A 25,552-nucleotide genomic window follows, 5' to 3' on the forward strand; every position below is an offset into this window, starting at 1 on the left:
AAGTTAAAAATGCCTAAATCATGATTAAACTAGAAAAAATACCCTCAATAAGGTAACATAAGCGCCAATTTTTTCTGTATTTTTAAGTATTTTGAAGGTCAATAATATGTCGAATTCCAAGCGTAAAATTTTAGTTACTTGTGCCTTGCCGTATGCCAACGGTCCTATTCATTTAGGCCACATGTTGGAGCATATTCAAGCTGATATTTGGGTACGTTTCCAACGGATGCGCGGAAACGAAATCCACTTTGTGTGTGCTGATGACGCACACGGTACGCCGATTATGCTAAAAGCGGATCAAATGGGCATTACGCCGGAACAACTTATTGACGATGTACGCCAAAAACACATGGCGGATTTTGCCGGTTTTAACATCAGTTTTGATAACTACCATTCCACACACAGTGAAGAAAATCGTGAGTTTTCAGAGTTTATTTATAACCGCTTAAAAGAAAACGGTTTTATTAAAAGTCGCACCATTTCCCAACTATACGATCCGGAAAAAGGGATGTTCTTGCCCGATCGTTTTGTGAAAGGCACTTGCCCGAAATGTAAATCGCCGGATCAATATGGCGACAACTGCGAAGTGTGCGCGGCAACCTACAGCCCGACAGAGCTCATTAACCCGCGCTCAGTGGTATCCGGTGCAACGCCGGTCATGAAAGATTCCGAGCACTTCTTCTTTGATTTGCCAAGTTTTGAAGCCATGTTGAAAAACTGGTTGGGCTCCGGATCTTTGCAACCGGAAGTGGTGAATAAAATGCAGGAATGGTTTGAAGCGGGTCTTCAACAATGGGATATTTCCCGCGATGCGCCGTATTTCGGTTTCCAAATTCCGAATACGGAAGGTAAATATTTCTACGTTTGGCTGGATGCGCCTATCGGTTACATGGCCTCTTTCAAAAATCTCTGTAAACGTGAAAGCAGTATTGATTTCGACAGTTTCTGGTGTAAAGACAGCGATGCAGAGCTTTATCACTTCATCGGTAAAGATATCATGTATTTCCACAGCTTGTTCTGGCCAGCCATGTTAGAAGGTGCGGGTTTCCGTAAACCGAGCAATATTTTTGTGCACGGCTATGTAACGGTGAACGGCGAGAAAATGTCAAAATCCCGCGGTACATTCATTCAAGCGGCAACCTATTTGAAACACTTGGATCCGGAATGTTTGCGTTATTACTACGCAGCGAAATTAAGTAACCGCATTGACGATTTGGATTTGAATTTAGAAGACTTCGTTCAACGCGTGAATACGGATTTGGTGAATAAACTGGTGAATTTGGCTTCCCGTAACGCGGGTTTTATCCAAAAACGTTTTGACGGGAAGTTGGCGGCAGCATTAGATGATCAGGCTTTATTTAATGAATTTATTGCACAATCTGAGCAAATCGCTACGTATTACGAAAATCGCGAATTTGGCAAAGCCATTCGTGAAATCATGGCATTAACCGATAAAGCCAATAAATATATCGACGATAAAGCCCCTTGGGTGATTGCGAAAGAAGAGGGCAAAGACTCAGAGTTGCAAGCGGTGTGTTCTATGGGGATTCAATTATTCCGCGTGCTGATGGGCTATTTGAAACCGGTGTTACCAAAACTGGCAGAACGTGCAGAGGCCTTCTTGCAAGCAGAATTAACGTGGGAAAATTTAGCGCAGCCTTTATCAAATCATCAAATTGCACCGTTTAAAGCCTTGTTCTCCCGTTTGGATGGTAAACAAATTGAAGCAATGATTGAGGCATCTAAAGCAGAAAATGCGCAAGTGAATGCCGCGCCAGCTGCGAAAAGTGCGGTTCAAAATGCCAATGAATCTGAGGAAGCTATTGAGCCAATTGCAGAGACGATCACGATTGATGATTTTGCTAAGTTAGATATGCGCGTAGCGAAAGTGTTGAAATGCGAAGCTGTGCCGGAATCCAATAAATTATTGCGCTTTGAACTGGATTTGGGCGATCACAAACGCCAAGTCTTTTCCGGTATTAAAGCCGCTTATGATAAACCGGAAGAGCTAGAAGGTCGCTTTGTGATTATGGTGGCAAATCTTGCACCACGCAAAATGAAATTCGGCGTGTCCGAAGGCATGATTTTAAGCGCAGGCAGCGGCGGTGCGGATTTGTTCCTGTTGTCTGCTGATGCGGGTGTGAAAGCGGGAATGCAGGTGAAGTAACCATCATTCCACATTTATAGGGACAGTCTTTATGTCTGTCCGACGATCTGATGAGACGAATAGGACAGGCATAAGCCTGTCCCTACAATTAAAGTTTGCGACCAAAGTGCGGTGACTTTTCTGAACGAATTTCTACTCGTATTCTTCCAACCACTTCAGCAAAATAGCTTCTAAAATCCCTTCGTTTGATTTTTGCGGGTCATCGTCGAAACCCTCTAACTCACAAATCCAGCGGTGCAAATCGGTAAAACGCACAGTTTTTGGATCTAGCTCTGGATTGTTGTCATACAACGCTTCGGCAATGAGTTGGGCGTCCGTCCATTTCATTAGTGTGCTGCCTCGTTTGCGTGGTTAATGTTGTATTTCGGGATTTCGACAACTAAGTCTTCATCCCCGACAATACATTGGCAAGACAAGCGGCTGTCCATTTCTAAGCCCCAGGCTTTATCTAACATATCTTCTTCTTGATCGCTTGGTTCATTCAAAGAATCGCCTCCTTCACGCACCACCACATGGCATGTGGTGCAAGCGCAAGAGCCATCGCACGCGTGGTGAATTTCTACGCCGGCGTTGTGGGCCACTTCAAGTAAATTATCACCGGCGGCGGCATCAACCACCATGCCTTCCGGACAAAATTCTTCATTGGGTAAAAAAATCACTTTTGGCATTTTAATATCCTTACTTTCCTACAATATCATCAACGGAGTGACCTGCTAACGCGGTGCGAATGGATTTATCCATACGACGAGCCGCAAATTCCTGCGTTGCTAAATCCAGCGCTTTGATACCTTGTTTGATGGCAAGGGAATCATCCTGCTGTTTTAATTGTTCCAACGAAATAATCGCGTTTTTGACCGCACTTAATTCGTCGTCATCTAATAAATCATAATCTTGTGCGAGAGCTGAGCGCACGCTTTCCAGTACACGTTCCGCTTCTACGCGTTGTTCTGCCAATAAACGGGCTTGAATATCCTCTTTGGCATTTTCCATGGAGGCTTTCAGCATGTTGGCGATTTCATCATCCGTTAAACCGTAAGACGGCTTCACCTGAATCGAGGATTGCACACCGGTGGTTTTTTCCATGGCGGTGACGCTGAGTAACCCGTCGGCATCTACTTGGTAGGTCACGCGAATATGTGCCGCACCGGCCGCCATCGGTGGAATGCCGCGCAACGTGAAGCGGGCGAGAGAACGACAATCGTTTACCAATTCCCGTTCACCTTGTACGATATGCACCGCCATCGCGGTTTGCCCGTCTTTGAAGGTAGTGAATTCTTGCGCACGCGCCACAGGAATAGTGGTGTTGCGCGGAATGATTTTTTCCACCAAACCACCCATGGTTTCAATGCCCAGCGAAAGCGGAATAACGTCCAATAACAATAGCTCGGAATCCGGTTTATTGCCGGCGAGAATATCCGCTTGAATGGCGGCACCAAGGGCGACCACTTTATCGGGATCGATTGATGTCAGCGGTTGTTTTTGGAAAAATTCGCCCACTTGTTCACGCACATAAGGCACGCGGGTAGAACCGCCCACCATGACCACTTCATTCACCTCTTCCGCTTCTACGCCGGCATCTTTTAAGGCGCGGCGACAAGCAAGTAAAGAACGTTTAACCAACGGTTGAATTAGTTCGTTAAATTGTTCTCGGCTGATGTTACCAAGCCAATTGCGATACTGAATTTTAGCTTCCGTTACGTTGGTTAATTCCACTTTAACGTGATTGGCTAATTCAATCAGTTCACGATATTGGCTGTCATTTTCCGGTTTTACCGCAGATTGTTCGATAATCCAATCGGCTAAGACCAAATCAAAATCATCACCGCCTAGCGCAGTATCGCCGCCGGTTGCCAGCACTTCAAACACGCCGCGGGAGAGGCGCAAAATGGAAATATCAAAGGTGCCGCCGCCTAAATCATACACGGCAATCACGCCTTCTTGTCCGCTATCCAAGCCGTACGCAATGGCAGCCGCAGTCGGTTCGTTTAATAAACGCAGAACATTAAGTCCGGCTAATTTCGCTGCGTCTTTGGTGCTTTGGCGTTGAGCATCATCAAAATAGGCAGGCACGGTAATCACTGCACCTACAAGGTTACCGCCTAAGCGTTGCTCACCAAGTGCGGTCAGTTTTTTCAGTATTTCTGCGGAGATTTCAATCGGGCTACGCACACCTTGGCGTGTTGCTAATAAAGGCAAACCGTTTTCACTGGCGACAAATTGATAAGGCAAATTCGGATAACGTTGTTGAATATCCGCAAGACTGCGACCGATTAAACGCTTTACGGAAATTACCGTATTTTGTGGATCTTGCGTGGCAAGTTCGGCGGCTTCATAACCAACGATTACCTTTTCATCCTTGCCAAAATGCACAACAGAAGGCAATAGCGGACGATTTTGTTCGTCTAATAAAATGTCACTGTGGCCGTTGCGTACGGTAGCAATCAGGGAGTTGGTGGTGCCGAGATCGATACCCACGGCAAGTTTTTGTTGATGGGGTGCGGCACTTTGTCCCGGCTCTGCAATTTGAAGTAACGCCATGTTGTCTCTCGATATGGTTTACATTAAAAATCTAAAAGAGTTTCTTCAACTCGCTCAATTTCTGTTTGGAGTTTTTTGATAAAACGTAATTTATCTGTTATTGCCCGTGCGATATCCCATTGTTGCTCACCAAGTGCGGTGGATAATTCGCTTAAAATGGCATGACGAATTTGGTCAATTTCTTTGGTAAATGCGGTTAATTCATCCGTGTCTTTACGGTTTTCGATATTTTCTAAGGTTTCACGCCATTCCATTTGTTGCATCAGAAAACCAATGTCTTTGTTGCTTTTTTCTTCTGGATTTTCTCGTTCGCCGGTATTGAGGGCAATGATGCTGTCGGCGCGTGCAATCGGATCTTTTAAAATGCGAAGAGCATCATTAATTTCCGCTGATTTTTGCATGGCAAGGCGTTGTTCTTGCGCAGAAGCCGCTGAAAAATTATCCGGATGAAGGGATTTTTGCAACGCCAGATAACGCTCGTTTAATAACGCGCTATCCACCTGAAAGGCTACGGGCAGATCAAATAATGCAAAGGGATTGTTCATCATCGTCTCAATTATACGTTAAAACTTTCACCGCAGCCGCATTCGTCTTTGACGTTCGGGTTGGTAAATTTGAAGCCTTCATTTAGGCCTTCTTTGACAAAATCCAATTGGGTGCCGTCTAAATACACTAGACTTTTGGTGTCCACGATCACTTTCACGCCATGTTGTTCAAATACTTGATCGTCTTCGTTTAATGTATCCACGAATTCCAGCATGTAAGACAAGCCGGAGCAACCGGAGGTTTTAATGCCTAAACGTAAACCGATCCCTTTCCCGCGTTTTTCTAAAAATGTTTTGACGCGATCAGCTGCGCTTTCGGTGAGTGTGATTGACATGTTTTATTTCTCCAAAATCAAATGCTACTTAAGTGTTTCGCGGTGTTATAAGTAGACGGAAGTAACACTCGGGATATCAAAAATAATATGATGAATATATTAATAATTATCGCCTTTACTCAGCGAGGAAAAGGCAAAGTGCGGTCCGTTTTCTCTGCGTTTAAAAACGCTTAGAAAAACGACCGCACTTTTATGACATTAAGAACCTTTTTTCGCTTTGTAATCGGCGATAGCGGCTTTAATGGCATCTTCTGCCAAAATAGAGCAGTGTACTTTCACCGGTGGTAATTCGAGTTCTTCGGCAATTTGGCTGTTTTTGATCGCGCCCGCTTCTTCCAAGGATTTACCTTTCACCCATTCGGTGATTAAAGAACTGGAAGCAATGGCGGAGCCACAACCGTAAGTTTTGAATTTTGCGTCTTCAATAATGCCTTCGTCGTTCACACGGATTTGTAATTGCATCACGTCACCGCACGCCGGTGCGCCCACCATGCCGGTGCCGACTGAGCTGTCTTTTTTGTCCATAGAACCCACGTTACGTGGATTTTCGTAATGATCGATAACTTTTTCGCTATATGCCATTTTTTGTTCCTTTCCTAAAATAATGTACTTATTGGGCGATTTGCACCGCCCGTCAAAATTAGTGGGCAGCCCACTCAATGGTGTTTAAATCGATGCCTTCTTTGAACATATCCCAAAGCGGAGACAATGCGCGTAATTTTTCCACCGCACCTTTCATTAGGCTGATAGTGTAGTCGATTTCTTCTTCAGTGGTGAAGCGGCCTAACGTGAAGCGAATAGAACTGTGTGCCAATTCATCGTTACGGCCAAGTGCGCGTAGGACATAAGATGGTTCGAGGCTTGCAGAAGTACAAGCAGAGCCTGAAGAGACCGCGATGTCGCGTAATGCCATCATTAAGGATTCACCTTCTACATAGTTGAAACTGATGTTGAGGTTGTTGGCAACACGGTGTTCCATGGAGCCGTTAACGTAGGTTTCTTCGATGTCTTTTAAACCGTTGTATAAACGATCACGAAGGGCTTTGATGCGTGGAATTTCCGTTGCCATTTCTTCTTTTGCGATGCGATAGGCTTCACCCATACCAACGATTTGGTGGACAGGTAATGTACCGGAACGCATACCGCGCTCATGGCCGCCACCGTGAATAATCGCTTCTAAACGAATACGTGGTTTACGGCGAACGTACAACGCTCCGATACCTTTTGGTCCGTATAATTTATGGCTGGACATGGACATTAAATCGACCGGTAATTCAGCAAGATTGATTTCCACTTTACCGACACTTTGGGTCGCATCCACATGGAAAATGGTTTTATTCGCACGGCATAATTCTCCAATCGCTTGAATGTCTTGAATCACACCGATTTCATTGTTCACGTGCATGATTGAGGCAACGATGGTGTCTGGGCGAAGTGCCGCTTTGAATTTTTCCAAATCCACTAAACCATCGGATTCCGGTTCTAAATAAGTGACTTCAAAACCTTCGCGTTCTAATTGACGGCAAGTATCCAACACTGCTTTGTGCTCGGTTTTGCAAGTGATAATGTGCTTGCCTTTGGTTTGATAAAAATGCGCAGCACCTTTGATCGCAAGGTTGTCTGATTCTGTTGCGCCGGAAGTGAAAACAATTTCACGGGAATCGGCACCGATAAGATCGGCAATTTGATTACGCGCAATATCAACCGCTTCTTCGGCTTGCCAGCCGAATTTGTGGGAACGTGATGCCGGGTTGCCGAAAACGCCATCGATGGTCAAGTATTCCATCATTTTTTTCGCGACGCGTTCGTCCACCGGGCAAGTTGCCGCATAATCTAAATAAATAGGTAATTTCATCATTCACTCCTAAATAGTTTTATTTTAAACCGCACTTTTAGCTATGTTATGCGTTATTCGTTTTTATCACGAGAAGATTTTCTAAATCTTGATGTTTTTGCTGGAATGGCTTGTTTTGTTTGTGTTGAGAGACCAGCTCAGCTAATGTGATTTCATTTAAGAAATCTGCAATACGTTGACTCAGCTTGTCCCATAAGGTATGCGTTAAGCATTCCTGCCCGTTTTGGCAATTGCCTTTCCCTAAACATTTTGTCGTATCAATATTTTCATTTACCGCAGCAATGATCATACCGATGGAAATGTCTTCCGGCATGTGACCTAATTTATAGCCGCCACCCGGTCCGCGCACACTTTTTACTAAGTTATTGCGGCGCAGTTTTGCAAACAGTTGTTCCAAATAAGAAAGGGAAATGTGTTGTCGCTCGGAAATATCGGACAAACTTACGGGACCATTATCGGCATGAATAGCAATATCTAAGATTGCGGTGACTGCATAACGACCTTTCGAGGTTAATTTCATCTTTTATGTTCCTAAATAAAAAAATAATCAATTAAGCGAAGAAATCTTACATTGTTGACTTTTACAGTCAACTATTATTCTTTTACGATTTAAGTTTTTTTTCAACCGCACTTAACATGCCGAGTAAAATATGAAGCTCTGTTTTTTCGACTTCAGCACGACCATATAAGCGTCGGAGTTTTTGCATGACACCTTGATTTTGAATAAAGCCAAGGGATTGATAAAGCTGCTCGGTACGCGTAAAAAAATAGTCCAATTCTTGCATTTTGGGATACACATCAGGCTGCGTTTGTGTCATTTTCTGATTTTCTTCGCGCTGTGTTGCCAAGTAAGCCATGCGTATTTCGTAACTGATTAATTGTACCGCCATGGCTAAATTTAACGAGGCATAATCCGGATTCGCAGGAATCGTCACATGATAGTGGCATTTGAGCAATTCTTCATTGGTTAAACCGACACGCTCACGTCCAAACACAATCGCCACGTTGCCGCTGATTGCATGGTTGATGGCTTTTTCCCCACATTCGCGTGGCTCAATGAGCGAGTTTTGCAAATGACGCAATCTTGCGCTGGTACCAATTACCAAAGAGCAATCGGCAACGGCTTCGGAAAAGTTTTCTACAACGACCGCACTTTTCACCACATCTTCTGCGCCGGCAGCAAGGGCAATCGCTTGATCATCCACGCCTTGTTTCGGCGCCACTAACACTAAATCTGTTAATCCCATTGTTTTCATTGCTCGTGCGGTGGAACCGATGTTGCCACTGTGCGAGGTTTCAATTAAAACAATTCGAATATTTTCCAACATGATCATTTTTATCTTATTCAATAGCGGAGCGTATTCTACCATAAATACCCCTTGTTTTTAGTCAACAATTCTAAAAATTTTTCTGATAGCTATTTTCTTTTAAATCTCTTATAATCGCGCACCTAAATTGTTCTTTAAAATCCGGTGGAATCTATGAATCCTATGTTAAATATCGCGATTCGTGCAGCACGAAAAGCAGGCAATATTATTGCCAAAAACTACGAACGTCGTGACGACATCGTCACCATGGAAAAAAGCAAAAATGACTATGTAACCAACGTAGATAAAGCGTCAGAAGAAGCGATTATCGAAGTCATTAAAAAATCTTACCCCGACCACACCATCATCACCGAAGAAAGCGGTGCATTAGAAGGCAGTGATAACGATGTTCAATGGGTGATTGATCCACTGGATGGCACCACAAACTTTGTAAAAGGTTTGCCTCATTTCTCCGTTTCTATTGCTATTCGTGTTAAAGGCCGCACCGAAGTGGGCGTGGTTTATGATCCTATCCGTAACGAATTATTTACTGCTGTGCGTGGTGAAGGCGCAAAATTAAACGAACAGCGTTTACGCGTTGAAAACAAACGCGATTTATCCGGCGCAGTACTTGCTACTGGTTTCCCATTCAAACAATCGAAATACATGCCAATGCAATTCAATATGATGCAAAGCTTGATTGAAGAAGCTGCTGATTTCCGCCGCACCGGTTCTGCTGCGTTGGATCTTTGCTATGTGGCATCCGGTCGTTTGGACGGGTATTTTGAATACGGCATCAAAGCTTGGGATGTGGCTGCGGGCGATTTAATCGTTCGTGAAGCAGGCGGTATCGTGACGGACTACAATGCCGGTCATAGTTACTTAAAAGCCGGCCATATTGTTGCTGCAGCACCACGCGTGTTAAAAGAAATGTTGAATAAAATTCAGCCTTGCTTAGCCGAAGATTTAAAATAAGACGAAAATCGACCGCACTTTTGTATTGAGTTTTCAAGGTTGTCGAATTTCAGAAACAGAAAACGCCCGTTTATTACGGGCGTTTTTTTATCTCGCTATGGAGGATTTAGGCTTTTGATTTATTGGTCACGCCAATGTAAACACAGGCGGCAAAGCCAAGTACTAAAACATGCGGCGTATAAGCTGTCACACCGGTAGGTGAAGCTGCTAAACCGAAGTTATGTGCTGCAGCCGCACCTAATAGCATACCTAATACAAATAATGCCGCGTCATTGTTTCCTTCCCCGACATTCACCAATTGTTTACCCGGGCAACCGCCACCAAGGGAGAAACACAATCCGCATAATGCCATGGCAAAAAAGTTCCAGATATATTGATTATGTGCGATAGGTTGTTGTTCAAATCCCACATGGAATTGTCCGAGCAAGCTGTTGGTGATCGCTGCGAACACAACAAGGGCGATGACACCGTTTAAAAGCTGTGTGTCGCGGAACAATACGAAGTTACGGAATGCGCCAATTGTGCAGAAACGAGATTTTTGCATTAATACACCAAGCAATGCACCGCCGGCAAGCGACATCCAAACGGCTGGGTGTTGCGCGCCCGGGCCTTTTTCTGAAAAGTAAATAGCCAGATTTTCGCCAAATTTAAATTGAGTTAAAAGCAAGATGAGCAATGCCAAGGTAAATAGCACGCCAATGAGCCCTGACGATTTGCTTTGCTCACTTGATTTTCCTAAGGAAAAACCGCGATTCGCAAAGAAAATGCCGCCCAATATCCCGGCGAATAATCCAACGATTCCTGCAATGGCAGTGAGATCGCCACCGCCTAGACGCAAATAGGCACGCCACGGACAGCCTAAGAAAATCAGTGCGCCGATCATGGCAAAGAACCCAAGGATGATACGAGCCAATGGTGCGGAGCCGCCACGAGGTCGGAATTCCTTGGAAAAATAGGCACTGGCAAGCGCACCTAAAACTAAGCCGATAAGTTCGGGACGAATATATTGTAGCGGAGCGGCGCGATGGAGCCCTAATGCACCGGCAGTATCGCGTAAGAAACACGCCGCACAGAAACCCATATTGCCGGGATTGCCATTGTAGGTTAGAAGTGGAGCAACGATACCAAGTGCAGCACCTGCAACCACAGGCCAAGTTAAAATTTTCATAATGAGACCTTTGTGATATCTGAAGTTAAATTGAATTGTGTGTTTTTAATGATTAAAAACACACACATTGTAGAAAAGTCGCCAATATAAAGAAACCGGCTTTTTATCAGATCGTGAGCTGGATCAAGGATTTGCAAAAACAAGGCGAAAATGCACCGCACTTTCTAGTCTAAATGGATTCACAGCCAACGGGTTAAATGCAATTCCACAATATCCACGATGTGTTTTAAGAATGTAGTGTCTTGCCCATTATGGAAACGGGCAGTATCTCGGGAGGTGAATAATAAAAGTGCGGTCGGTTTGTGGCTTGTTTTTGCGCCAAGCAGACAAATTGCCACGGAGCCAATGGGAAATTCTTCCGGCAGAAACATCAGGTGTTTTTCTTTGTTGCTTAAATCGCCCAAGTAAAATTGGCGCAAGCCGAGACGTTCTAAGCGAATCAGTTCAAACGCTTTGCGGTCAATCCAATATTGTTCGGGAATGGTTTCATTTTTTGGCCACGCATCTCGAAACAGCAATATTTTTGCACCGTCCAGTTCATAGGATTGCGCCCACTGTTTCAATTTTTCTTCGCCCCGTTGGAAATCTTCCGCTTGAAACAATTTCTTTTGTAAGGGCATAAGCGCGTAGAAAATGTCTGCCTCTTGATAGGCAAGTTGATGGAATTTTTCTAAGAACGCTGTGAGAGTTTTGATTTGTTGGCGTTGCTGTTCCAACTGTGCTTCTACTAAAGATAGCGTGCCTTTTTGCAGATGAACCACAGATAGTTTGGCGAGCAATTCGGGGTGGGTAGTGAAAAAATCGGGGTGTTCACGCAAATAAGTAACGATGTTTTGTTCCTGTTCATTCATAAAAAACTCTCCAAAAAAGAACCGCACTTTGATACTTCAAAAGTGCGGTCGTTTTTTTATGCGTTTTTACGCGGCAAACGGATCTTGTAAAATCATTGTTTGTACGCGATCCGGTCCGGTGGACAGAATAGAAACCGGTACGCCGGTGACTTCTTCGATACGTTTGATGTAATTACGGCAAGTTTGTGGTAATTGATTCACATCAGTGACACCGAAGGTATTTTCTTTCCAACCCGGCATGGTTTCATAAATCGGCTCAACGCCTTCCCAGTCTTTCGCGGCAAGTGGTGCGTATTCTACAATATCGCCGTTTGGCATTTTGTAGCCCACGCAGATTTTCACTTCATCGAAACCGTCTAACACGTCTAATTTCGTCATGCAGAAACCGGAAATAGAGTTTAATTGAATTGCGCGACGAATGGCGACCGCGTCGAACCAACCGCAACGACGTGGACGACCGGTGACCGCACCGAATTCATTCCCTTTACGGGCAATTTCTGCACCGACTTCATCGAATAATTCCGTGGTGAACGGGCCGCCACCCACGCGGGTGCAATAGGCTTTGATGATACCCAACACATAATCTAAATTGCGCGGGCCGAAACCGGAACCGGTAGCAACGCCACCGGCAGTGGTGTTGGAACTGGTTACATAAGGATAAGTACCGTGGTCAATATCCAACATGGTGCCTTGTGCGCCTTCGAATAAAATGTTGTCGCCGTTTTTGCGCGCGGTATCTAAAATGGTGGTAATGTCAGCGACCATACCGGTGATAATATCGGCAACAGCGAACACGTCATCTAAGGTTTTTTGATAGTCAACCGGCTCAACTTTGTAGTAGTTCACCAATTGGAAGTTGTAGTAATCAAGAATATTTTTGAGTTTTTCAGCAAAGGCTTCGCGATTAAATAAATCGCCTACACGTAAACCGCGACGAGCCACTTTGTCTTCATAAGCCGGACCGATACCACGACCGGTGGTACCAATGGCTTTTTTGCCAAGCGCTGCTTCACGAGCGTGGTCCATTGCAACGTGGTAAGGCAGAATTAATGGGCAGGCTTCGGAGATTAATAAACGGTCACGTACGTTCACGCCACGGTTTTCTAATTCGCCCATTTCTTGCATGAGGGCAGCTGGGGAAAGTACAACGCCATTACCGATTAAACAGGTGACGTTATCGCGTAAGATACCTGATGGAATTAAACGTAAAACGGTTTTTTCACCGTTGATGATTAAGGTGTGACCGGCATTATGACCGCCTTGATAACGAACCACATATTTAGCGCGGTCGGTGAGCAAATCAACGATTTTTCCTTTTCCTTCATCGCCCCATTGCGCGCCGAGAACAACAACACTTTTACCCATAATTTTCCGCCTTTTTTAAGCTAGTTTATAAAAATCAACGGTTGCCTACTTTACTATTTTCAGCCTTGAATCTCAATGTAATTCCTTTATTTATTCGCTAAAATGACCGCTCTTTTCGGTGCGGGATAGCCTTCAATCGTCTTGCTATGATCATTCGGATCGAGAAAATCAATGAGAGATTCATTTTCTAACCAATCGGTTTTGCGTTGTTCCTCTAATGAGGTGACAGCGACATCCACGCAACGCACATTTTTAAAGCCGGTTTTTTGTAACCAATGAATCAGTGCGGCAACGGATGGAATAAAATATACATTTTTCATTTTGGCGTAGCGGTCCATCGGGACTAATACAGTATTTTCATCGCCGTCCACCACTAAGGTTTCGAGCACCAATTCACCGCCATTAACCAGTTGCGCACGCAGTTGGGAAAGATGATCTAGGGGCGATTTGCGGTGATATAACACCCCCATAGAAAACACCGTATCAAACGCCGCGAGCGGTTGCATTTGCTCGATGCCGAGAGGAATCAAATTAGCTCGGCGATCGTCATTTAGTAATTTGCGAACCGCTTCAAATTGGCATAAGAACAATTCCGTCGGGTCGATGCCCACCACCATTTTCGCACCTTCGCCCACCATGCGCCACATATGATACCCACTGCCACAACCTACGTCTAAAATCGTGCGATCTTGCAACGGCGCTAAATGTGGTAGCACGCGATCCCATTTGAAATCGGAACGCCATTCGCAATCCACATGAATGCCGAGTAAATGATAAGGCCCTTTTCGCCATGGCATGAGTTGTTTTAAATGGTGAATAATGCGCTGGCGTTCACCATCGGAAAGCGCAGAATCGCACTCAGATTTGACCGCACTTTTTAGATCAATACGGGAAGCCGGCAAGTGCGGTAGAAATTCCACGACTTTTGCCCATTTGGCGTATTCCCCATGGGTTTGTTGTTGCCATTGTTTCATTTGTAATGGCAAGGTTTCCAACCAAGGGGAAAGATGGGTCGTGGCAATTTGTTGATAAAAAGGGCGAAAATCGATCATATCGTTATCTCGGTTAATCAAGGTTACAGCGCATCATGATACGCTTTTTGGGCTTTTTCAAAGGTGTCGGTAATGGCGGCATCCGGTTTTGCGGATAGCAGTGACACAATAATAATCGCGATGGCGGCGAACATAAAGCCGGGAATCATTTCATACACTTGCGCCCATTCGCTTTCTTGCGGTAAACATTCTTTCCAAGCAAATACCGTTATTGAGCCGGTGAGCATGCCTGCCATGGCACCGGAGGAGGTCATGCGTTTCCAAAAGAGTGAAAGTAAAACTACCGGACCAAAAGCGCTACCGAAGCCCGCCCAAGCAAATTCCACAAGTTTCAGAACCTTGCTGTTTTGGTCTTGTGCAATCCAAATGGCTATAGCAGCAATCACCAATACCATGGCGCGACCGAGCCAAACTAATTCTTTTTCTGATGCCTTCGGGCGGATAAAGCCTTTGTAAAAGTCTTCCGTAATCGCACTGGAAGAAATTAACAACTGGCAACTTAAGGTACTCATCACCGCGGCAAGAATCGCGGAAAGCAAAATACCGGCAATCCACGGATTAAATAGTATGCGGGATAGCTCAATAAAAACTTGCTCCGGCTCATGGTTTACCAAAGCGGCAGAGGCGGTGTTTGCATTTGCATAGAAATACGCCATACCAAAGAAACCGATGGCAACGGCACCGACTAAGCAAAGCACCATCCAGGTCATGCTGATTTTGCGGGCTTTATTGAGGGAGCGCACAGAGTCTGCCGCCATGAAGCGAGCGAGAATGTGTGGTTGTCCGAAATAGCCTAATCCCCACGCGGCAAGGCTTAACAAGCCCATAATGGTGGTGCCACGGAATAAGTCCGTAAATTCTTTTTGTGCGCTTATTTCCGCTTGTTGTACGATGCTTTGTAAGTCGTCAATGCCGCCGATAGAAATCACCACAAAAACAGGGGTAAGCAATAAGGCGAAAATCATCAGTGTGGCTTGAATCGTATCCGTCCAACTCACGGCAAGGAAACCGCCAATAAAGGTGTAGGCGATAGTCGCCAGTGCGCCATACCAAAGTGCGGTGGAATAATCGATTGAAAAGAGGTTTTGGAATAATTTTGCACCGGCAACCACGCCCGAAGCGCAATAAATGGTGAAGAACACCAAAATAATGGAGGCAGAAACGATTTTTAATGCGTTGTGACGTGTACCAAAACGATGATGGAAATATTCGGGCAGGGTTAACGCATTATGATTAAATTCGGTGTAAACCCGTAAACGTCCGGCAACGAAGAGCCAGTTTAAATAGGCCCCTAAGGTTAAACCAATGGCAATCCAGCCTTCGACCAAACCGGATAAATACACGGCGCCAGGCAACCCCATTAACAGCCAACCGGACATATCCGAAGCACCGGCAGACATCGCCGTGACGAAACTGCCTAAGCGACGACCACCCAAAATGTAATCGGATAAATCTTTGGTGTAATAATAGGCGGCAACCCCAATGCCAATCATGCCGAAAATATAAATAGTAAATGTAACAATTGTCGGATCTAAACCAAACATTCTATCAATCCTAAAAATAGTTCTTATATTCAAAAAAAAGGGGAGCATTTTACCTTATTTGCCCCTGTTATTCTATTTTCCTTTTCGTTAGACTAATCGGCAAAATCAATAACAATGACATTTTGGATAAGATATTTTATGGATTCTGTTGAATTATTGGTCAATGTGACACCAAGCGAAACGCGCATTGCCTTAGTGGAAACCGGTTTGCTCAAAGAAGTGCATATTGAACGCCAAGGCAAACGTGGTATTGTCGGAAATATTTATAAAGGCCGCGTCACCCGTGTATTACCGGGAATGCAATCGGCATTTGTGGACATCGGGCTGGAAAAAGCCGCTTTCTTACACGCGTCAGATATTGTATCGCACACCGAATGTGTGGAAGAAAGTGAACAAAAGCAATTTGTGGTGAAAGACATTTCCCAACTGGTACATGAAGGGCAGGATATTGTGGTGCAAGTGGTAAAAGATCCGCTTGGCACGAAAGGTGCACGACTCACCACGGATATTACCTTGCCTTCCCGTTATTTAGTATTCATGCCGGAAAATAGCCATGTGGGCGTGTCACAACGCATTGAAAGCGAGGAAGAACGTAATCGATTGAAAGAACTCACCTTGCCTTTATGTGATGAATTGGGCGGTTTTATTATCCGTACTGCGGCCGAAGGGGCGACTGAACTGGATTTACAACAAGATGCCGATTTCTTAAAACGCTTGTGGCGAAAAGTGCTAGAACGCCGTGCGAAATACCCAACTCGTTCTATGCTTTACGGCGAATTGGCGCTGACACAGCGCATTCTGCGCGATTTTATCGGCGGCAAGTTGGATCGCATTCACATTGACTCCCGACTTTGTTTCAATGAAGTGAAACAATTCACCGAAGAATTTATCCCAAACCTCACCGACAAACTGATTTTATACACTGGAAATCAACCGCTCTTTGATGTGTACAGTGTGGAAAAAGGCATTCATCATGCCTTAGATAGACGGGTGAATCTCAAATCCGGTGGCTATTTAATTATTGAACAAACGGAAGCCATGACCACCATCGACATCAATACCGGTGCATTCGTGGGACATCGTAATTTGGAAGAAACCATTTTCAACACCAATATTGAAGCCACCAAAACCATCGCGCAACAACTTCAACTGCGCAATCTCGGCGGCATGATTATCATTGATTTCATCGATATGCAAAGTGAAGAACACCGTAATCGTGTGTTGGAATCCTTGCAAGATGCCTTATCGCGTGATCCGGTGAAAACAAACGTGAATGGCTTTACGCAATTAGGTTTGGTGGAAATGACCCGTAAACGTACGCGGGAAAGTTTGGAGCATATCCTTTGTTGTGAATGCCCGACTTGTGCAGGCCGCGGACGAGTGAAAACCGTGGAAACCGTGTGTTACGAAATCATGCGTGAAATTATCCGCGTGCACCATTTATTTTCCAGCGAACAATTTGTGGTTTACGCCTCTCACGCGGTTGCAGACTATTTAATCAACGAAGAATCCCACGGTTTGTTAGCCGAGTTGGAAGTCTTTATTGGAAAACAAGTTCAAATAAAAACTGAACCGTTTTACACACAGGAACAGTTTGATGTGGTGGTGATGTAAAAAGTGCGGTGGGAAAACAGCCTATTTTTAGAGATGTTTAACCTCTCATCGAATGTCGTTGTTTTCTCTCTTGTCACAAGAAACGTCCTGAGCAACCTATCGCGATATTAGGATAATGCAATTCCATTCTCGTCCCCGACAATGCGTTGGGGATTTTTACATAACAACGCTGAGAAATAGTATGGCAAAAGAATCCAATGCATTGCAGTTTCAATTAGAAATTTTACGTTTAATTCCAAAACGCAGTTATATCAGTAGTCATGAAATTCAACAAAAATTGGAGGACATGGGATTTTCTCGTGATATTCGTAGCATTCAACGTCAATTAAAAAGCCTGTCTGAACAGTTTGATATTGAATGCAATACCCTCAGCAAGCCTTACAGTTATCGCTGGAAAGAAAATGCTAAAGGGCTCGATTTGCCAATTTTAAATGAGCAACAATCCTTGGTTCTGATGTTGGCGAAGCAATATTTAAAAGGCATTTTGCCTGCGAATATCCTCAATTCCATGGAATCCTTTTTTAAGCAGGCAGAATATAACTTGGTCTATGATGTCAATAAAAAATCCGGTTCCGAATGGCTAAATAAAGTGGCGATTGCGCCAACCAGCCAACCGTTATTGCCCGCCAAAATTGAGCCCGAAATTTTTGCTCAAATTAGCACTGCACTTTATCAAAATCGATTTTTACAGGTGCATTACCGAAGTATTCACGGCAAAGAGCACAAAGCACAAGTTAAGCCACTTGCTTTGGTGCAACAAGGCCCGAGTAGTTATTTAGTCGCGCAATATGAACATAGTGATATTTTGCATCTTGCTTTGCATCGTTTGCTTGAGGTTACCGTGAGTACCATGCAATTTGAGCGCCCGGATTTTAATTTGAAAGCGTATGTTGAAAGCCAAAAGTTCGGCTTTAGTTATGGCAGAAAAATTCGATTAACGTTCAGAGTAGATAAAGCGATTGGTGGATTTTTGACAGAAACGCCGTTATCGGTTGATCAAACAGTGAAAGATTGTGGCAGTGAATATGAAATTTCCGCCACGGTCATTGAAAGTGAAATGTTGAATTGGTGGATTGCGCATTTTGGCGAAAATTATCAAGAAATTGATCGTGTATATCTCGAGGAAATTTCTTAACGACACACATTGTCGCTTTGTGTTTTATGATGAAGCCATCAACAGAGAGGACATTAAGATAAATCCTTATCAATTGCCTGATAAAGCAGGAATATTTTGGGGCATGATGGGAAGAGATAGAGTGATTGATGAGATTTTGAAAGTGAGAGGAGAGGAAAAACATGACAGCGAAAAATAAACCAATTTGCGTGGTATTAACGGGAGCTGGAATTAGTGCCGAAAGTGGCATTCCTACTTTTAGAGCAGAAGATGGTTTGTGGGCAGGGCATAAAGTCGAAGAAGTTTGTACACCTGAAGCCTTACAAAAGAACCGTGTGAAAGTACTCGATTTCTATAATCAACGCCGTAAAAATGCGGCAGCGGCTAAGCCGAATGCAGCACATCTCGCCTTAGTTGAACTAGAAAAAGCCTATGATGTGAGAATCATCACGCAAAATGTGGATGATTTACATGAGCGAGCAGGAAGCTCAAATGTGTTGCATTTACACGGTGAATTAAACAAAGCGCGCAGTAGCTTTGATGAAAGTTATATCGTGGATTGTTTTGGCGATCAGAAATTAGACGATAAAGATCCAAACGGATATCCAATGCGGCCTTATATCGTCTTTTTTGGTGAAATGGTGCCGATGCTAGAACGAGCCATTGAGATTGTTGAACAAGCGGATGTGGTATTAGTGATTGGCACTTCTTTGCAAGTATATCCGGCTAATGGCTTAGTCAATGAAGCCCCACGCAATACGCCGATTTACTTAATTGATCCGAATCCCAATACAGGCTTTGTTCGTAAGCAAGTGATTGCAATAAAAGAAAAAGCGGGTGAGGGCGTTCCGAAAGTGGTAGCTGAGTTATTAGAGAACGTTAAAAACGCATAGAAAAACGACCGCACTTTTCATGCAAATGGCGACTTTGGTCGCTATTTGTTGTTATTCCCCTTGCTTAAGCATATGCATAATAAGCCTAATGAGCGTTTCTTTTGGTTTCGGATTGATGGTTGCCGTGGCATTCTCGAGCAATTCGGTTTGCCCGCGCTTTAGGGAAATATTATTAAATACAATCATTTTTTTGAATACATCTGAATTTGTGCCTATTTTGCAATATTTTTCCTTTTCTCGGAACAGTCTATTCCAATTTTATCGATATTTCTACCTGAAAAAACATGTATAATGACGCTCAACAAATCAATCATGAGGAAATAAAATGAAGCTCTCTATTCTTAATCTCGCCCCTGTTCGAGAAGGACAAACTTATTTGCAAGCCGTTGAGTCAATGGTAAGTCTTGCAAAACATGCTGAAAATATCGGCATTGAACGCTATTGGATTGCTGAGCATCATAATATGAAAAATTTGGTGAGTTCAGCGACCGCACTTTTAATTCAGCATACGCTAGCCAATACGAAGACCTTGCGCGTGGGGTCAGGTGGCGTGATGTTACCGAATCATTCGCCGTATGTAGTAGCTGAGCAATATGGTACACTGGAGACAATTTATCCAAACCGTGTTGAACTCGGTTTAGGGCGTGCTCCAGGAACGGATATGCAAACGGCTGCAGCACTTCGTCGTGGACGAAACAGTCTAGATTTCCCTGCGGAAATTGCAGAACTTCGTGGTTATTTTAAAGACTGTAACCCTGTATCAGCTTATCCTTCCGCAGGCTTGAATATACCGTTTTATATTTTGGGATCTAGCACCGAAAGTGCCTATCTTGCGGCAGAGCTTGGCTTGCCTTACGCCTTTGCTTCACACTTTGCGCCACGCATGATGGAAATGGCGGTGGAGATTTACCGCAAAAACTTCAAACCTTCTACCTATCTTGCTGAACCTTATGTCATCTTAGGTGTGAACGCGATTGTCGCTGAAACCGATAAAGAAGCGAAACAATTAGCGACAACACAAACACTATTTTTCTTAAACGTGGTGACTAACGCACAACAAAATTTACAACCGCCTATGGCTTCACCTATGGCTTCAGAAGAAGATGTTTGGAAAGCTCAAATGCACGCCCAAAAGAAACCGCACTTTGGCCCTGTCAATTTCGAGGAAATCCCAATTTACAACCAAGAGCGTGCTGTAGTAGAACAAATGACTGCTTGTTCGCTTATCGGTAGTCCTGAAAGCGTGGATTTTCAACTCAAGCAATTACGTGAGCGGGTACATTTTGATGAAATTATGGCAGTGAGCTATATTTTTGATGAACAAAAACAAACCCAATCTTACACGATGTTGAAAGCGATTGTGGACAAGCAATAGCGAGACAAAAAGAAAAGTGCGGTGAATTTCACCGCACTTTAAATCAAAAAATACTAATAAGCCGTTTCTATTGGTAAATCGGCTTTCTCCCAACCATCAAAGCCACCAATGACGCTAAACACATTTTCATAGCCTTGCTCAATAAGGAAAGTTGTCACATTTCGGCTGCTCACGCCATGATAACAACTAACGATAATCGGGGAGTCAAAGTCCACCTGTTCTTCAAATTGTAAAAAGCTTTGGTTGGTTAAATGAAAAGCCCCTTTCGCATGAGAATAGGTGAAACGTTGTGGATCCCGAATGTCTGCAAGCATGGCACCATTTTGTACCATTTCCCAAGCTTGTTCTGGACTAATTTCTTTAAATGACATGGTTTATTCCTTTAGCCCGTTGTTTATACACACCATCAAAAATAATCAGACTCATGGTCAATACTAAGCAAATGAATAACGGATAGCTGTCCGCATCCATTTCCTCTCCAATTAAAAATGAAATAATCACCATCAAAATGGTTTCAACATAGCCCAGCAGGCCAAGTAAATTCATCCATTGCATTTTATTGATGTAAATGGACGCCGAAGGCGCAAAAGAGCGGTCGATTTTTCGATTGTTTTACAAACGCTCAGGCAAAAGGAGTGTATCCAGCCAATGGTTTAGTCAATGAAGCCCCAAGCAAAGCGCCGATTTACTTAATTGATCCGAATCCAAATACAGGCTTTGTACGCAAGCAAGTGATTGCAATAAAAGAAAAAGCGGGGACAGGTGTACCGAATGTGGTAGCAGAGTTATTGGAGAATGTGAAAAACACATAGAAAAACGACCGTACTTTTCACGCAAATAGCGACTTTGGTCGCTATTTGTTGGTTATTCCCCTTGCTTAAGCATATGCATAATAAGCCTAATGAGCGTTTCTTTTTGTTTCGGATCAGATTCGGCAACTAATAACGTGAGTGCAGCAAGCCCGGTATCATTGATAACCGGATAGCCATTATGATCAAACAAACGGCCATTTCGATGTAAGAAATCCACAAATAAAAACGCTCCGCTACGTTTATTACCGTCTGAAAAAGGATGGTTTTTGACGACGAAATACAGTAAATGTGCGGCTTTTGCTTCAATGCTTGGGTAGGCAGGTTCACCAAATACACTTTGATCTAAATTGCCTAAAATGGAAGATAGGCCATCATCTCGTTCACGTCCAAATAGATCGCTTGCTTCACCTTTTGCCATAAGCTGTGCTTTTAACTCGGCCAGTGCAGAACAGGCTTCGGAATAGGTGGGCAACATACCGCCTTGCTGGGTTTGCGGTTCGGCAAGTAAACCTTCATCATATTGTTGTAGCCATAAAAACGTATGCGTATAACGGCTGACAATATCCACTAATCCACGACCGCTTTCTAGTGTTAATGCTGAGGAATTTGCCGTTTTTTGAATAAGTGCAAGCGCTTGTTCCAGTTCATGTGCGTTTTGCTTTAAACGCTGTTGGTTAATGGTATAGCCTTGAGTTAGGTACTCTTTTAAACGAGCGGTTGCCCAACGACGGAAATTAACACCTTGTTTAGACTTTACTCGATAACCAACAGAGATAATCATATCTAAATCATAATGTTCAATTTCACGATTGACTTGGCGTTTACCCTCTTGGCGAACTATCCGGAATTTCCGGATAGTTGATTCTTTTTCAAGTTCTTCTTCATCAAAGATATTAGTAATATGCTCATTGATGGTGCGAACATCTTTACCAAATAACATAGCCATCTGCGCCTGAGAAAGCCAAACCGTATCCTTTTCAAATCTAACTTCCACTTGTGTCGTGTGAGTTTTCCCGTAAAAAGGTTGGTTTTTAATCGTTGCTATATTTTGATTTATATAGACAATATTCTAAATCCTGTTATTGGGGACCATTGCATTTAGGACGATTTATTTAAGGAGAACACATGATTTATTTTTCAGATAAAGAATTAGACGATTTTTTATTGGAGGATATTTATCGTGGTGATTTGACAACGCGTGCTCTTGATTTGGGCAATGTGCCGGCGAGAATTTTATTTAAACGTAAAAATGCTGGTATTGTGGCGGGAATTAGCGTAGCAGAAAAATTGCTGAGAAAACTGGATCTTGAACCGCAGGTTTATGTGCAGGAAGGTGAAAACGTTGACGCCGGCACGGTGCTGTTAAGTGCGGTGGGTTTTGGCGACAAATTACATCAGGCATGGAAAGTGGTTCAGTTGGTGTTGGAGTGGTCTTGTGGCGTGGCACAATACACGGCGGACATGATCGCTAATGCCAAAGCCATCAATCCCCATGCGGTAGTGGCTTGCACCCGTAAAAGCATTCCGAATACCCGAAAGCTGGCGACCAATGCCGTGTTGGCTGCGGGCGGGCATATTCATCGTCAAGGCATTAGTGAAACATTGTTGGTGTTTACCAATCATCGCAACTTGCTTGCGGAACCCGATAATTGGACGGCAATCGTGGAACGCTTAAGACGGGAAGCACCGGAAAATAAAATTACCCTGGAAGCGGATAATTTCAGTCAATTTGAACAAATGCTCGATGCCGAACCGGATATTATTCAGCTGGATAAATGGTCGGTGGATGACGTGAAACGGGCACTGTCTTTGGTGGCGGCAAGCGGTAAAAAAATCATCCTGTCTGTTGCCGGTGGTGTGAATAAAAATAATGTTGCTGATTATGCCAAGTTGGGCATTCATTTATTTATCACCTCCGCCCCTTATTACGCCCCACCGGAAGATATTAAAGTGGTGATTGAACGGCAGCCTTAAAAAAACACGGCGAAAAACAACCGCACTTTTCGATTAAAAGTCTCATTTGGTATTCGCGCTGTGGCGGTTAAATGCAACCGCCGCAACTGCCACAACGCCAGTCTTCCGGGTTCACCGCTTGATAAAATGCGCGCATGTAGTTTTCTTCCAAGGGAATGTCGTATTGAATAAATAAATCTGACAGCCAATCCATGTTGGCTAAAATCCAGTCGCTTTCATCCAAGCCTTCTAAATAAAGCTCATCTTCGGGATCAATAAAATTATAGATATTTCTGGTGCCCATATCTTTATCACGGCGTTCAGCGGGGAGGTCGAGTGGAATGTCGTTATAGCGAATATCCCAATGTCCTAAGCAGAGCGTATGCCCTTTTGCCGTCCATTCGGCTTTAAATGGATTTTGCATAACCTGTTACTTAATTGGAAAAAACAAGGGGTTCAGTATAATCCCCTATAAAAAATGAGCCATACTACAAAGACGGTAATCTGAAAGCTGATGACAAAACAGATCTACACCAATCATATCTAAAAGTGATTAGCCTTTCCCCGAGAGCGTGAATTCGCTATAATTTGTGCATTTTTTATCAATCTATTTTTCGATATAAGTAAATATTTCATGTTAAAACAAGTCACCGAGTCTTTATTAACCCGCAGTCATTTGGCGTTATCCGATTTATCCAACATATTTGATACGTTAGCGCAACGCAACGTGGATTATGGCGATTTATATTTTCAGCTGAGTCAGGATGAAAACTGGGTATTAGAAGACGGGATTATTAAAGAAGGCGGATTTCATATTGATCGCGGCGTGGGCGTGCGTGCGGTAAGCGGTGAGAAAACCGGTTTTGCCTATTCTGACCAAATTAATCTAGCCAATTTGCAACAATGTGCTCAAGCGGTGCGTGGCATTGCACAACCTTCCCAATGTAATTTTATTCTGCCGGTGAGATTTAACCCTGTGGACGCGCCTTTGCGTTATCAATCCATTAATCCGTTATACAGTTTAAGCCAAGAGCAAAAAATTGAATTATTGCGTTTAGTGGATAGAACGGCTCGTGCGGAAGACCCGCGAGTGGTGCAGGTGAATGCCGGATTGAGCATGGTGTATGAAGAAATGCTAGTCGCGGCCACAGATGGCACCTTGGCGGCTGATATTCGTCCACTCATTCGTTTATCGGTTTCCGTGTTGGTGGAGCAAGACGGTAAGCGCGAACGTGGTAGTGCGGGGGCCGGCGGTCGTTTTGGCTTGGAATGGTTCTTTGAAAACTATAAAGGCGAGCAAAGAGCGGTCTATTTTGCGAAAGAATCGGTGCGTCAAGCATTAGTGAATTTAGGCGCGGTAGCGGCACCGGCAGGATTAATGCCGGTGGTGTTGGGCGCAGGTTGGCCGGGTGTATTATTACACGAAGCGGTAGGGCATGGCTTGGAAGGCGATTTTAATCGTAAAGAAAGCTCCTTATTTACCGGCAAAATCGGTGAATTAGTCACATCGCCTTTATGCACGATCGTGGATGACGGCACTTTAATGGATCGCCGTGGCTCGGTCACCGTGGATGATGAGGGCGTACCCGGTCAATATAACGTATTAATTAAAGACGGTATTTTACAAAAATACATGCAAGATAAAATGAATGCTCGCTTGATGGGCGTGCAACCGACAGGCAACGGACGTCGTGAATCCTATGCGCATTTGCCAATGCCTCGTATGACCAATACTTATATGCTGGCGGGCAAAGATAAATTTGAGGATTTAGTGGCGTCCGTAGAACACGGCATTTTTGCGCCGCACTTTGGTGGTGGCCAAGTGGATATTACCTCCGGCAAATTCGTATTCTCTACTTCAGAGGCTTATTTGATCGAAAAAGGCAAAATCACCAAGCCGGTGAAAGGCGCGACCTTAATCGGCAGCGGCATTGAAGTGATGCAAAATGTGTCCATGGTTGCCGATGAAGTAGAATTGGATCATGGTGTAGGCACTTGCGGTAAAGAAGGACAAAGCGTGCCGGTGGGCGTAGGGCAACCGGCATTGAAAATCGATCAGATTACAGTAGGCGGAACGAATTAATGATGG

The 25,552-nt window shown here is 44.0% G+C and carries 25 protein-coding genes and 2 pseudogenes; 9 read left to right on the top strand and 18 right to left on the bottom strand.

The window, feature by feature from the left end; genetic code table 11:
* The first annotated feature begins 106 nt into the window (after positions 1 to 106).
* Positions 107 to 2,167 (top strand): methionine--tRNA ligase, encoded by a 2,061-nt coding sequence (metG, locus tag DK415_RS05830; RefSeq protein WP_109432842.1) that lies wholly within the window; start codon positions 107 to 109, stop codon positions 2,165 to 2,167.
* Positions 2,168 to 2,299: 132 nt separating this feature from the next.
* Here metG and iscX read toward each other — a convergent pair whose 3' ends face one another.
* The 9 genes from iscX to trmJ form a co-directional block, all read right to left on the bottom strand.
* Positions 2,300 to 2,494 carry a Fe-S cluster assembly protein IscX gene (iscX, locus tag DK415_RS05835; RefSeq protein WP_109127639.1) on the bottom strand — a complete coding sequence of 65 codons (195 nt, stop codon included), beginning with the start codon at positions 2,492 to 2,494 and terminating at the stop codon, positions 2,300 to 2,302.
* Entirely contained in the window at positions 2,494 to 2,835 is a 342-nt protein-coding gene (gene fdx / locus DK415_RS05840) for an ISC system 2Fe-2S type ferredoxin (RefSeq protein WP_005700966.1), read from the bottom strand. Before fdx ends, iscX begins: the two co-directional genes overlap by 1 nt.
* A 10-nt stretch (positions 2,836 to 2,845) precedes the next feature.
* On the bottom strand, positions 2,846 to 4,705 hold the full coding sequence (hscA, locus tag DK415_RS05845) for a Fe-S protein assembly chaperone HscA (protein WP_109432843.1): 1,860 nt from the start codon (positions 4,703 to 4,705) through the stop codon (positions 2,846 to 2,848).
* Positions 4,706 to 4,728: 23 nt separating this feature from the next.
* Positions 4,729 to 5,250, bottom strand: coding sequence for a Fe-S protein assembly co-chaperone HscB (gene hscB, locus DK415_RS05850; RefSeq protein WP_109432844.1), 522 nt, complete (start codon positions 5,248 to 5,250; stop codon positions 4,729 to 4,731).
* A gap of 11 nt (positions 5,251 to 5,261) precedes the next feature.
* On the bottom strand, positions 5,262 to 5,585 hold the full coding sequence (iscA, locus tag DK415_RS05855; protein WP_005700962.1) for an iron-sulfur cluster assembly protein IscA: 324 nt from the start codon (positions 5,583 to 5,585) through the stop codon (positions 5,262 to 5,264).
* Positions 5,586 to 5,783: 198 nt separating this feature from the next.
* Positions 5,784 to 6,167, bottom strand: coding sequence for a Fe-S cluster assembly scaffold IscU (gene iscU / locus DK415_RS05860; protein WP_048748757.1), 384 nt, complete (start codon positions 6,165 to 6,167; stop codon positions 5,784 to 5,786).
* 58 nt (positions 6,168 to 6,225) lie between these two features.
* Positions 6,226 to 7,440: an IscS subfamily cysteine desulfurase gene (locus DK415_RS05865; RefSeq protein ID WP_109432845.1), complete on the bottom strand. Its 1,215-nt coding sequence runs from the start codon at positions 7,438 to 7,440 to the stop codon at positions 6,226 to 6,228.
* A 46-nt stretch (positions 7,441 to 7,486) separates the two neighbouring features.
* Entirely contained in the window at positions 7,487 to 7,960 is a 474-nt protein-coding gene (gene iscR, locus DK415_RS05870) for a Fe-S cluster assembly transcriptional regulator IscR (protein ID WP_109432846.1), read from the bottom strand.
* A gap of 82 nt (positions 7,961 to 8,042) precedes the next feature.
* Positions 8,043 to 8,768, bottom strand: a complete 726-nt coding sequence (trmJ, locus tag DK415_RS05875) for a tRNA (cytosine(32)/uridine(32)-2'-O)-methyltransferase TrmJ (RefSeq protein WP_109432981.1) — start codon at positions 8,766 to 8,768, stop codon at positions 8,043 to 8,045.
* 153 nt (positions 8,769 to 8,921) lie between these two features.
* On the opposite strand from trmJ, the gene suhB reads away from it, so the two are divergent.
* Positions 8,922 to 9,722 (top strand): inositol-1-monophosphatase, encoded by an 801-nt coding sequence (suhB, locus tag DK415_RS05880; RefSeq protein ID WP_109432847.1) that lies wholly within the window; start codon positions 8,922 to 8,924, stop codon positions 9,720 to 9,722.
* 106 nt (positions 9,723 to 9,828) lie between these two features.
* On the opposite strand, the gene yedE is transcribed toward suhB, so the two are convergent.
* From yedE to putP, 5 genes are all read right to left on the bottom strand, one after another.
* Entirely contained in the window at positions 9,829 to 10,890 is a 1,062-nt protein-coding gene (gene yedE / locus DK415_RS05885; RefSeq protein WP_109432848.1) for a YedE family putative selenium transporter, read from the bottom strand.
* A 179-nt stretch (positions 10,891 to 11,069) separates the two neighbouring features.
* Positions 11,070 to 11,741, bottom strand: a complete 672-nt coding sequence (locus DK415_RS05890) for a DUF484 domain-containing protein (protein WP_109432849.1) — start codon at positions 11,739 to 11,741, stop codon at positions 11,070 to 11,072.
* Positions 11,742 to 11,807: 66 nt separating this feature from the next.
* Positions 11,808 to 13,106: an adenylosuccinate synthase gene (gene purA / locus DK415_RS05895; protein WP_109432850.1), complete on the bottom strand. Its 1,299-nt coding sequence runs from the start codon at positions 13,104 to 13,106 to the stop codon at positions 11,808 to 11,810.
* Positions 13,107 to 13,192: 86 nt separating this feature from the next.
* Positions 13,193 to 14,158 (bottom strand): tRNA 5-methoxyuridine(34)/uridine 5-oxyacetic acid(34) synthase CmoB, encoded by a 966-nt coding sequence (gene cmoB, locus DK415_RS05900; protein ID WP_109432851.1) that lies wholly within the window; start codon positions 14,156 to 14,158, stop codon positions 13,193 to 13,195.
* A gap of 23 nt (positions 14,159 to 14,181) precedes the next feature.
* Entirely contained in the window at positions 14,182 to 15,702 is a 1,521-nt protein-coding gene (gene putP / locus DK415_RS05905) for a sodium/proline symporter PutP (protein WP_109432852.1), read from the bottom strand.
* Positions 15,703 to 15,840: 138 nt separating this feature from the next.
* Between putP and rng the strand changes: the two genes are divergently transcribed.
* The 4 genes from rng (at position 15,841) to DK415_RS05925 (ending at position 20,698) form a co-directional block, all read left to right on the top strand.
* A complete protein-coding gene (rng, locus tag DK415_RS05910) occupies positions 15,841 to 17,316 on the top strand; it encodes a ribonuclease G (protein WP_109432853.1) in 1,476 nt (491 codons plus the stop codon).
* A gap of 181 nt (positions 17,317 to 17,497) precedes the next feature.
* Positions 17,498 to 18,451, top strand: coding sequence for a helix-turn-helix transcriptional regulator (locus DK415_RS05915; RefSeq protein ID WP_109432854.1), 954 nt, complete (start codon positions 17,498 to 17,500; stop codon positions 18,449 to 18,451).
* 161 nt (positions 18,452 to 18,612) lie between these two features.
* Positions 18,613 to 19,323 carry an SIR2 family NAD-dependent protein deacylase gene (locus DK415_RS05920; protein ID WP_109432855.1) on the top strand — a complete coding sequence of 237 codons (711 nt, stop codon included), beginning with the start codon at positions 18,613 to 18,615 and terminating at the stop codon, positions 19,321 to 19,323.
* 325 nt (positions 19,324 to 19,648) lie between these two features.
* Positions 19,649 to 20,698, top strand: a complete 1,050-nt coding sequence (locus tag DK415_RS05925; protein ID WP_109432856.1) for an LLM class flavin-dependent oxidoreductase — start codon at positions 19,649 to 19,651, stop codon at positions 20,696 to 20,698.
* Between the two features lie 53 nt (positions 20,699 to 20,751).
* Here the strand turns inward: DK415_RS05925 and glpE are convergent, their stop codons facing one another.
* On the bottom strand, positions 20,752 to 21,069 hold the full coding sequence (gene glpE, locus DK415_RS05930; RefSeq protein ID WP_109432857.1) for a thiosulfate sulfurtransferase GlpE: 318 nt from the start codon (positions 21,067 to 21,069) through the stop codon (positions 20,752 to 20,754).
* Positions 21,059 to 21,253, bottom strand: a pseudogene (locus DK415_RS05935) (EamA family transporter RarD); the annotation flags it as partial. The pseudogene DK415_RS05935 and the gene glpE, both read right to left, overlap by 11 nt.
* An 80-nt stretch (positions 21,254 to 21,333) precedes the next feature.
* On the opposite strand from DK415_RS05935, the pseudogene DK415_RS05940 reads away from it, so the two are divergent.
* A pseudogene (locus DK415_RS05940) lies at positions 21,334 to 21,510 on the top strand (NAD-dependent deacylase); the annotation flags it as partial.
* A 52-nt stretch (positions 21,511 to 21,562) separates the two neighbouring features.
* Here DK415_RS05940 and DK415_RS05945 read toward each other — a convergent pair.
* Positions 21,563 to 22,555, bottom strand: coding sequence for a virulence RhuM family protein/type II toxin-antitoxin system death-on-curing family toxin (locus DK415_RS05945; RefSeq protein WP_109432858.1), 993 nt, complete (start codon positions 22,553 to 22,555; stop codon positions 21,563 to 21,565).
* A gap of 80 nt (positions 22,556 to 22,635) precedes the next feature.
* Here DK415_RS05945 and modD point away from each other — a divergent pair, with 80 nt between their 5' ends.
* Positions 22,636 to 23,484, top strand: a complete 849-nt coding sequence (gene modD / locus DK415_RS05950) for a ModD protein (protein WP_109432859.1) — start codon at positions 22,636 to 22,638, stop codon at positions 23,482 to 23,484.
* Between the two features lie 67 nt (positions 23,485 to 23,551).
* On the opposite strand, the gene DK415_RS05955 is transcribed toward modD, so the two are convergent.
* Positions 23,552 to 23,887, bottom strand: a complete 336-nt coding sequence (locus tag DK415_RS05955) for a hypothetical protein (protein WP_109432860.1) — start codon at positions 23,885 to 23,887, stop codon at positions 23,552 to 23,554.
* Between the two features lie 210 nt (positions 23,888 to 24,097).
* On the opposite strand from DK415_RS05955, the gene tldD reads away from it, so the two are divergent.
* Positions 24,098 to 25,546 (top strand): metalloprotease TldD, encoded by a 1,449-nt coding sequence (gene tldD / locus DK415_RS05960; protein ID WP_109432861.1) that lies wholly within the window; start codon positions 24,098 to 24,100, stop codon positions 25,544 to 25,546.
* Positions 25,547 to 25,552 lie beyond the last annotated feature (6 nt).

The sequence above is a fragment of the Aggregatibacter segnis genome (assembly GCF_003130075.1).
Classification (GTDB): Bacteria; Pseudomonadota; Gammaproteobacteria; order Enterobacterales; family Pasteurellaceae; genus Aggregatibacter; species Aggregatibacter segnis_A.

Coding starts and splice junctions, on each gene's coding strand:
- cmoB (WP_109432851.1), bottom strand. CDS start 14,158: ATGATCGATTTTCGCCCTTTTTATCAACAAATTGCCACGACCCATCTT.
- metG (WP_109432842.1), top strand. CDS start 107: ATGTCGAATTCCAAGCGTAAAATTTTAGTTACTTGTGCCTTGCCGTAT.
- rng (WP_109432853.1), top strand. CDS start 15,841: ATGGATTCTGTTGAATTATTGGTCAATGTGACACCAAGCGAAACGCGC.
- tldD (WP_109432861.1), top strand. CDS start 24,098: ATGTTAAAACAAGTCACCGAGTCTTTATTAACCCGCAGTCATTTGGCG.
- iscU (WP_048748757.1), bottom strand. CDS start 6,167: ATGGCATATAGCGAAAAAGTTATCGATCATTACGAAAATCCACGTAAC.
- hscA (WP_109432843.1), bottom strand. CDS start 4,705: ATGGCGTTACTTCAAATTGCAGAGCCGGGACAAAGTGCCGCACCCCAT.
- trmJ (WP_109432981.1), bottom strand. CDS start 8,768: ATGTTGGAAAATATTCGAATTGTTTTAATTGAAACCTCGCACAGTGGC.
- DK415_RS05865 (WP_109432845.1), bottom strand. CDS start 7,440: ATGAAATTACCTATTTATTTAGATTATGCGGCAACTTGCCCGGTGGAC.
- suhB (WP_109432847.1), top strand. CDS start 8,922: ATGAATCCTATGTTAAATATCGCGATTCGTGCAGCACGAAAAGCAGGC.
- DK415_RS05915 (WP_109432854.1), top strand. CDS start 17,498: ATGGCAAAAGAATCCAATGCATTGCAGTTTCAATTAGAAATTTTACGT.
- yedE (WP_109432848.1), bottom strand. CDS start 10,890: ATGAAAATTTTAACTTGGCCTGTGGTTGCAGGTGCTGCACTTGGTATC.
- DK415_RS05890 (WP_109432849.1), bottom strand. CDS start 11,741: ATGAATGAACAGGAACAAAACATCGTTACTTATTTGCGTGAACACCCC.
- DK415_RS05955 (WP_109432860.1), bottom strand. CDS start 23,887: ATGCAAAATCCATTTAAAGCCGAATGGACGGCAAAAGGGCATACGCTC.
- glpE (WP_109432857.1), bottom strand. CDS start 21,069: ATGTCATTTAAAGAAATTAGTCCAGAACAAGCTTGGGAAATGGTACAA.
- putP (WP_109432852.1), bottom strand. CDS start 15,702: ATGTTTGGTTTAGATCCGACAATTGTTACATTTACTATTTATATTTTC.
- hscB (WP_109432844.1), bottom strand. CDS start 5,250: ATGAACAATCCCTTTGCATTATTTGATCTGCCCGTAGCCTTTCAGGTG.
- purA (WP_109432850.1), bottom strand. CDS start 13,106: ATGGGTAAAAGTGTTGTTGTTCTCGGCGCGCAATGGGGCGATGAAGGA.
- fdx (WP_005700966.1), bottom strand. CDS start 2,835: ATGCCAAAAGTGATTTTTTTACCCAATGAAGAATTTTGTCCGGAAGGC.
- DK415_RS05925 (WP_109432856.1), top strand. CDS start 19,649: ATGAAGCTCTCTATTCTTAATCTCGCCCCTGTTCGAGAAGGACAAACT.
- iscX (WP_109127639.1), bottom strand. CDS start 2,494: ATGAAATGGACGGACGCCCAACTCATTGCCGAAGCGTTGTATGACAAC.
- modD (WP_109432859.1), top strand. CDS start 22,636: ATGATTTATTTTTCAGATAAAGAATTAGACGATTTTTTATTGGAGGAT.
- iscA (WP_005700962.1), bottom strand. CDS start 5,585: ATGTCAATCACACTCACCGAAAGCGCAGCTGATCGCGTCAAAACATTT.
- iscR (WP_109432846.1), bottom strand. CDS start 7,960: ATGAAATTAACCTCGAAAGGTCGTTATGCAGTCACCGCAATCTTAGAT.
- DK415_RS05920 (WP_109432855.1), top strand. CDS start 18,613: ATGACAGCGAAAAATAAACCAATTTGCGTGGTATTAACGGGAGCTGGA.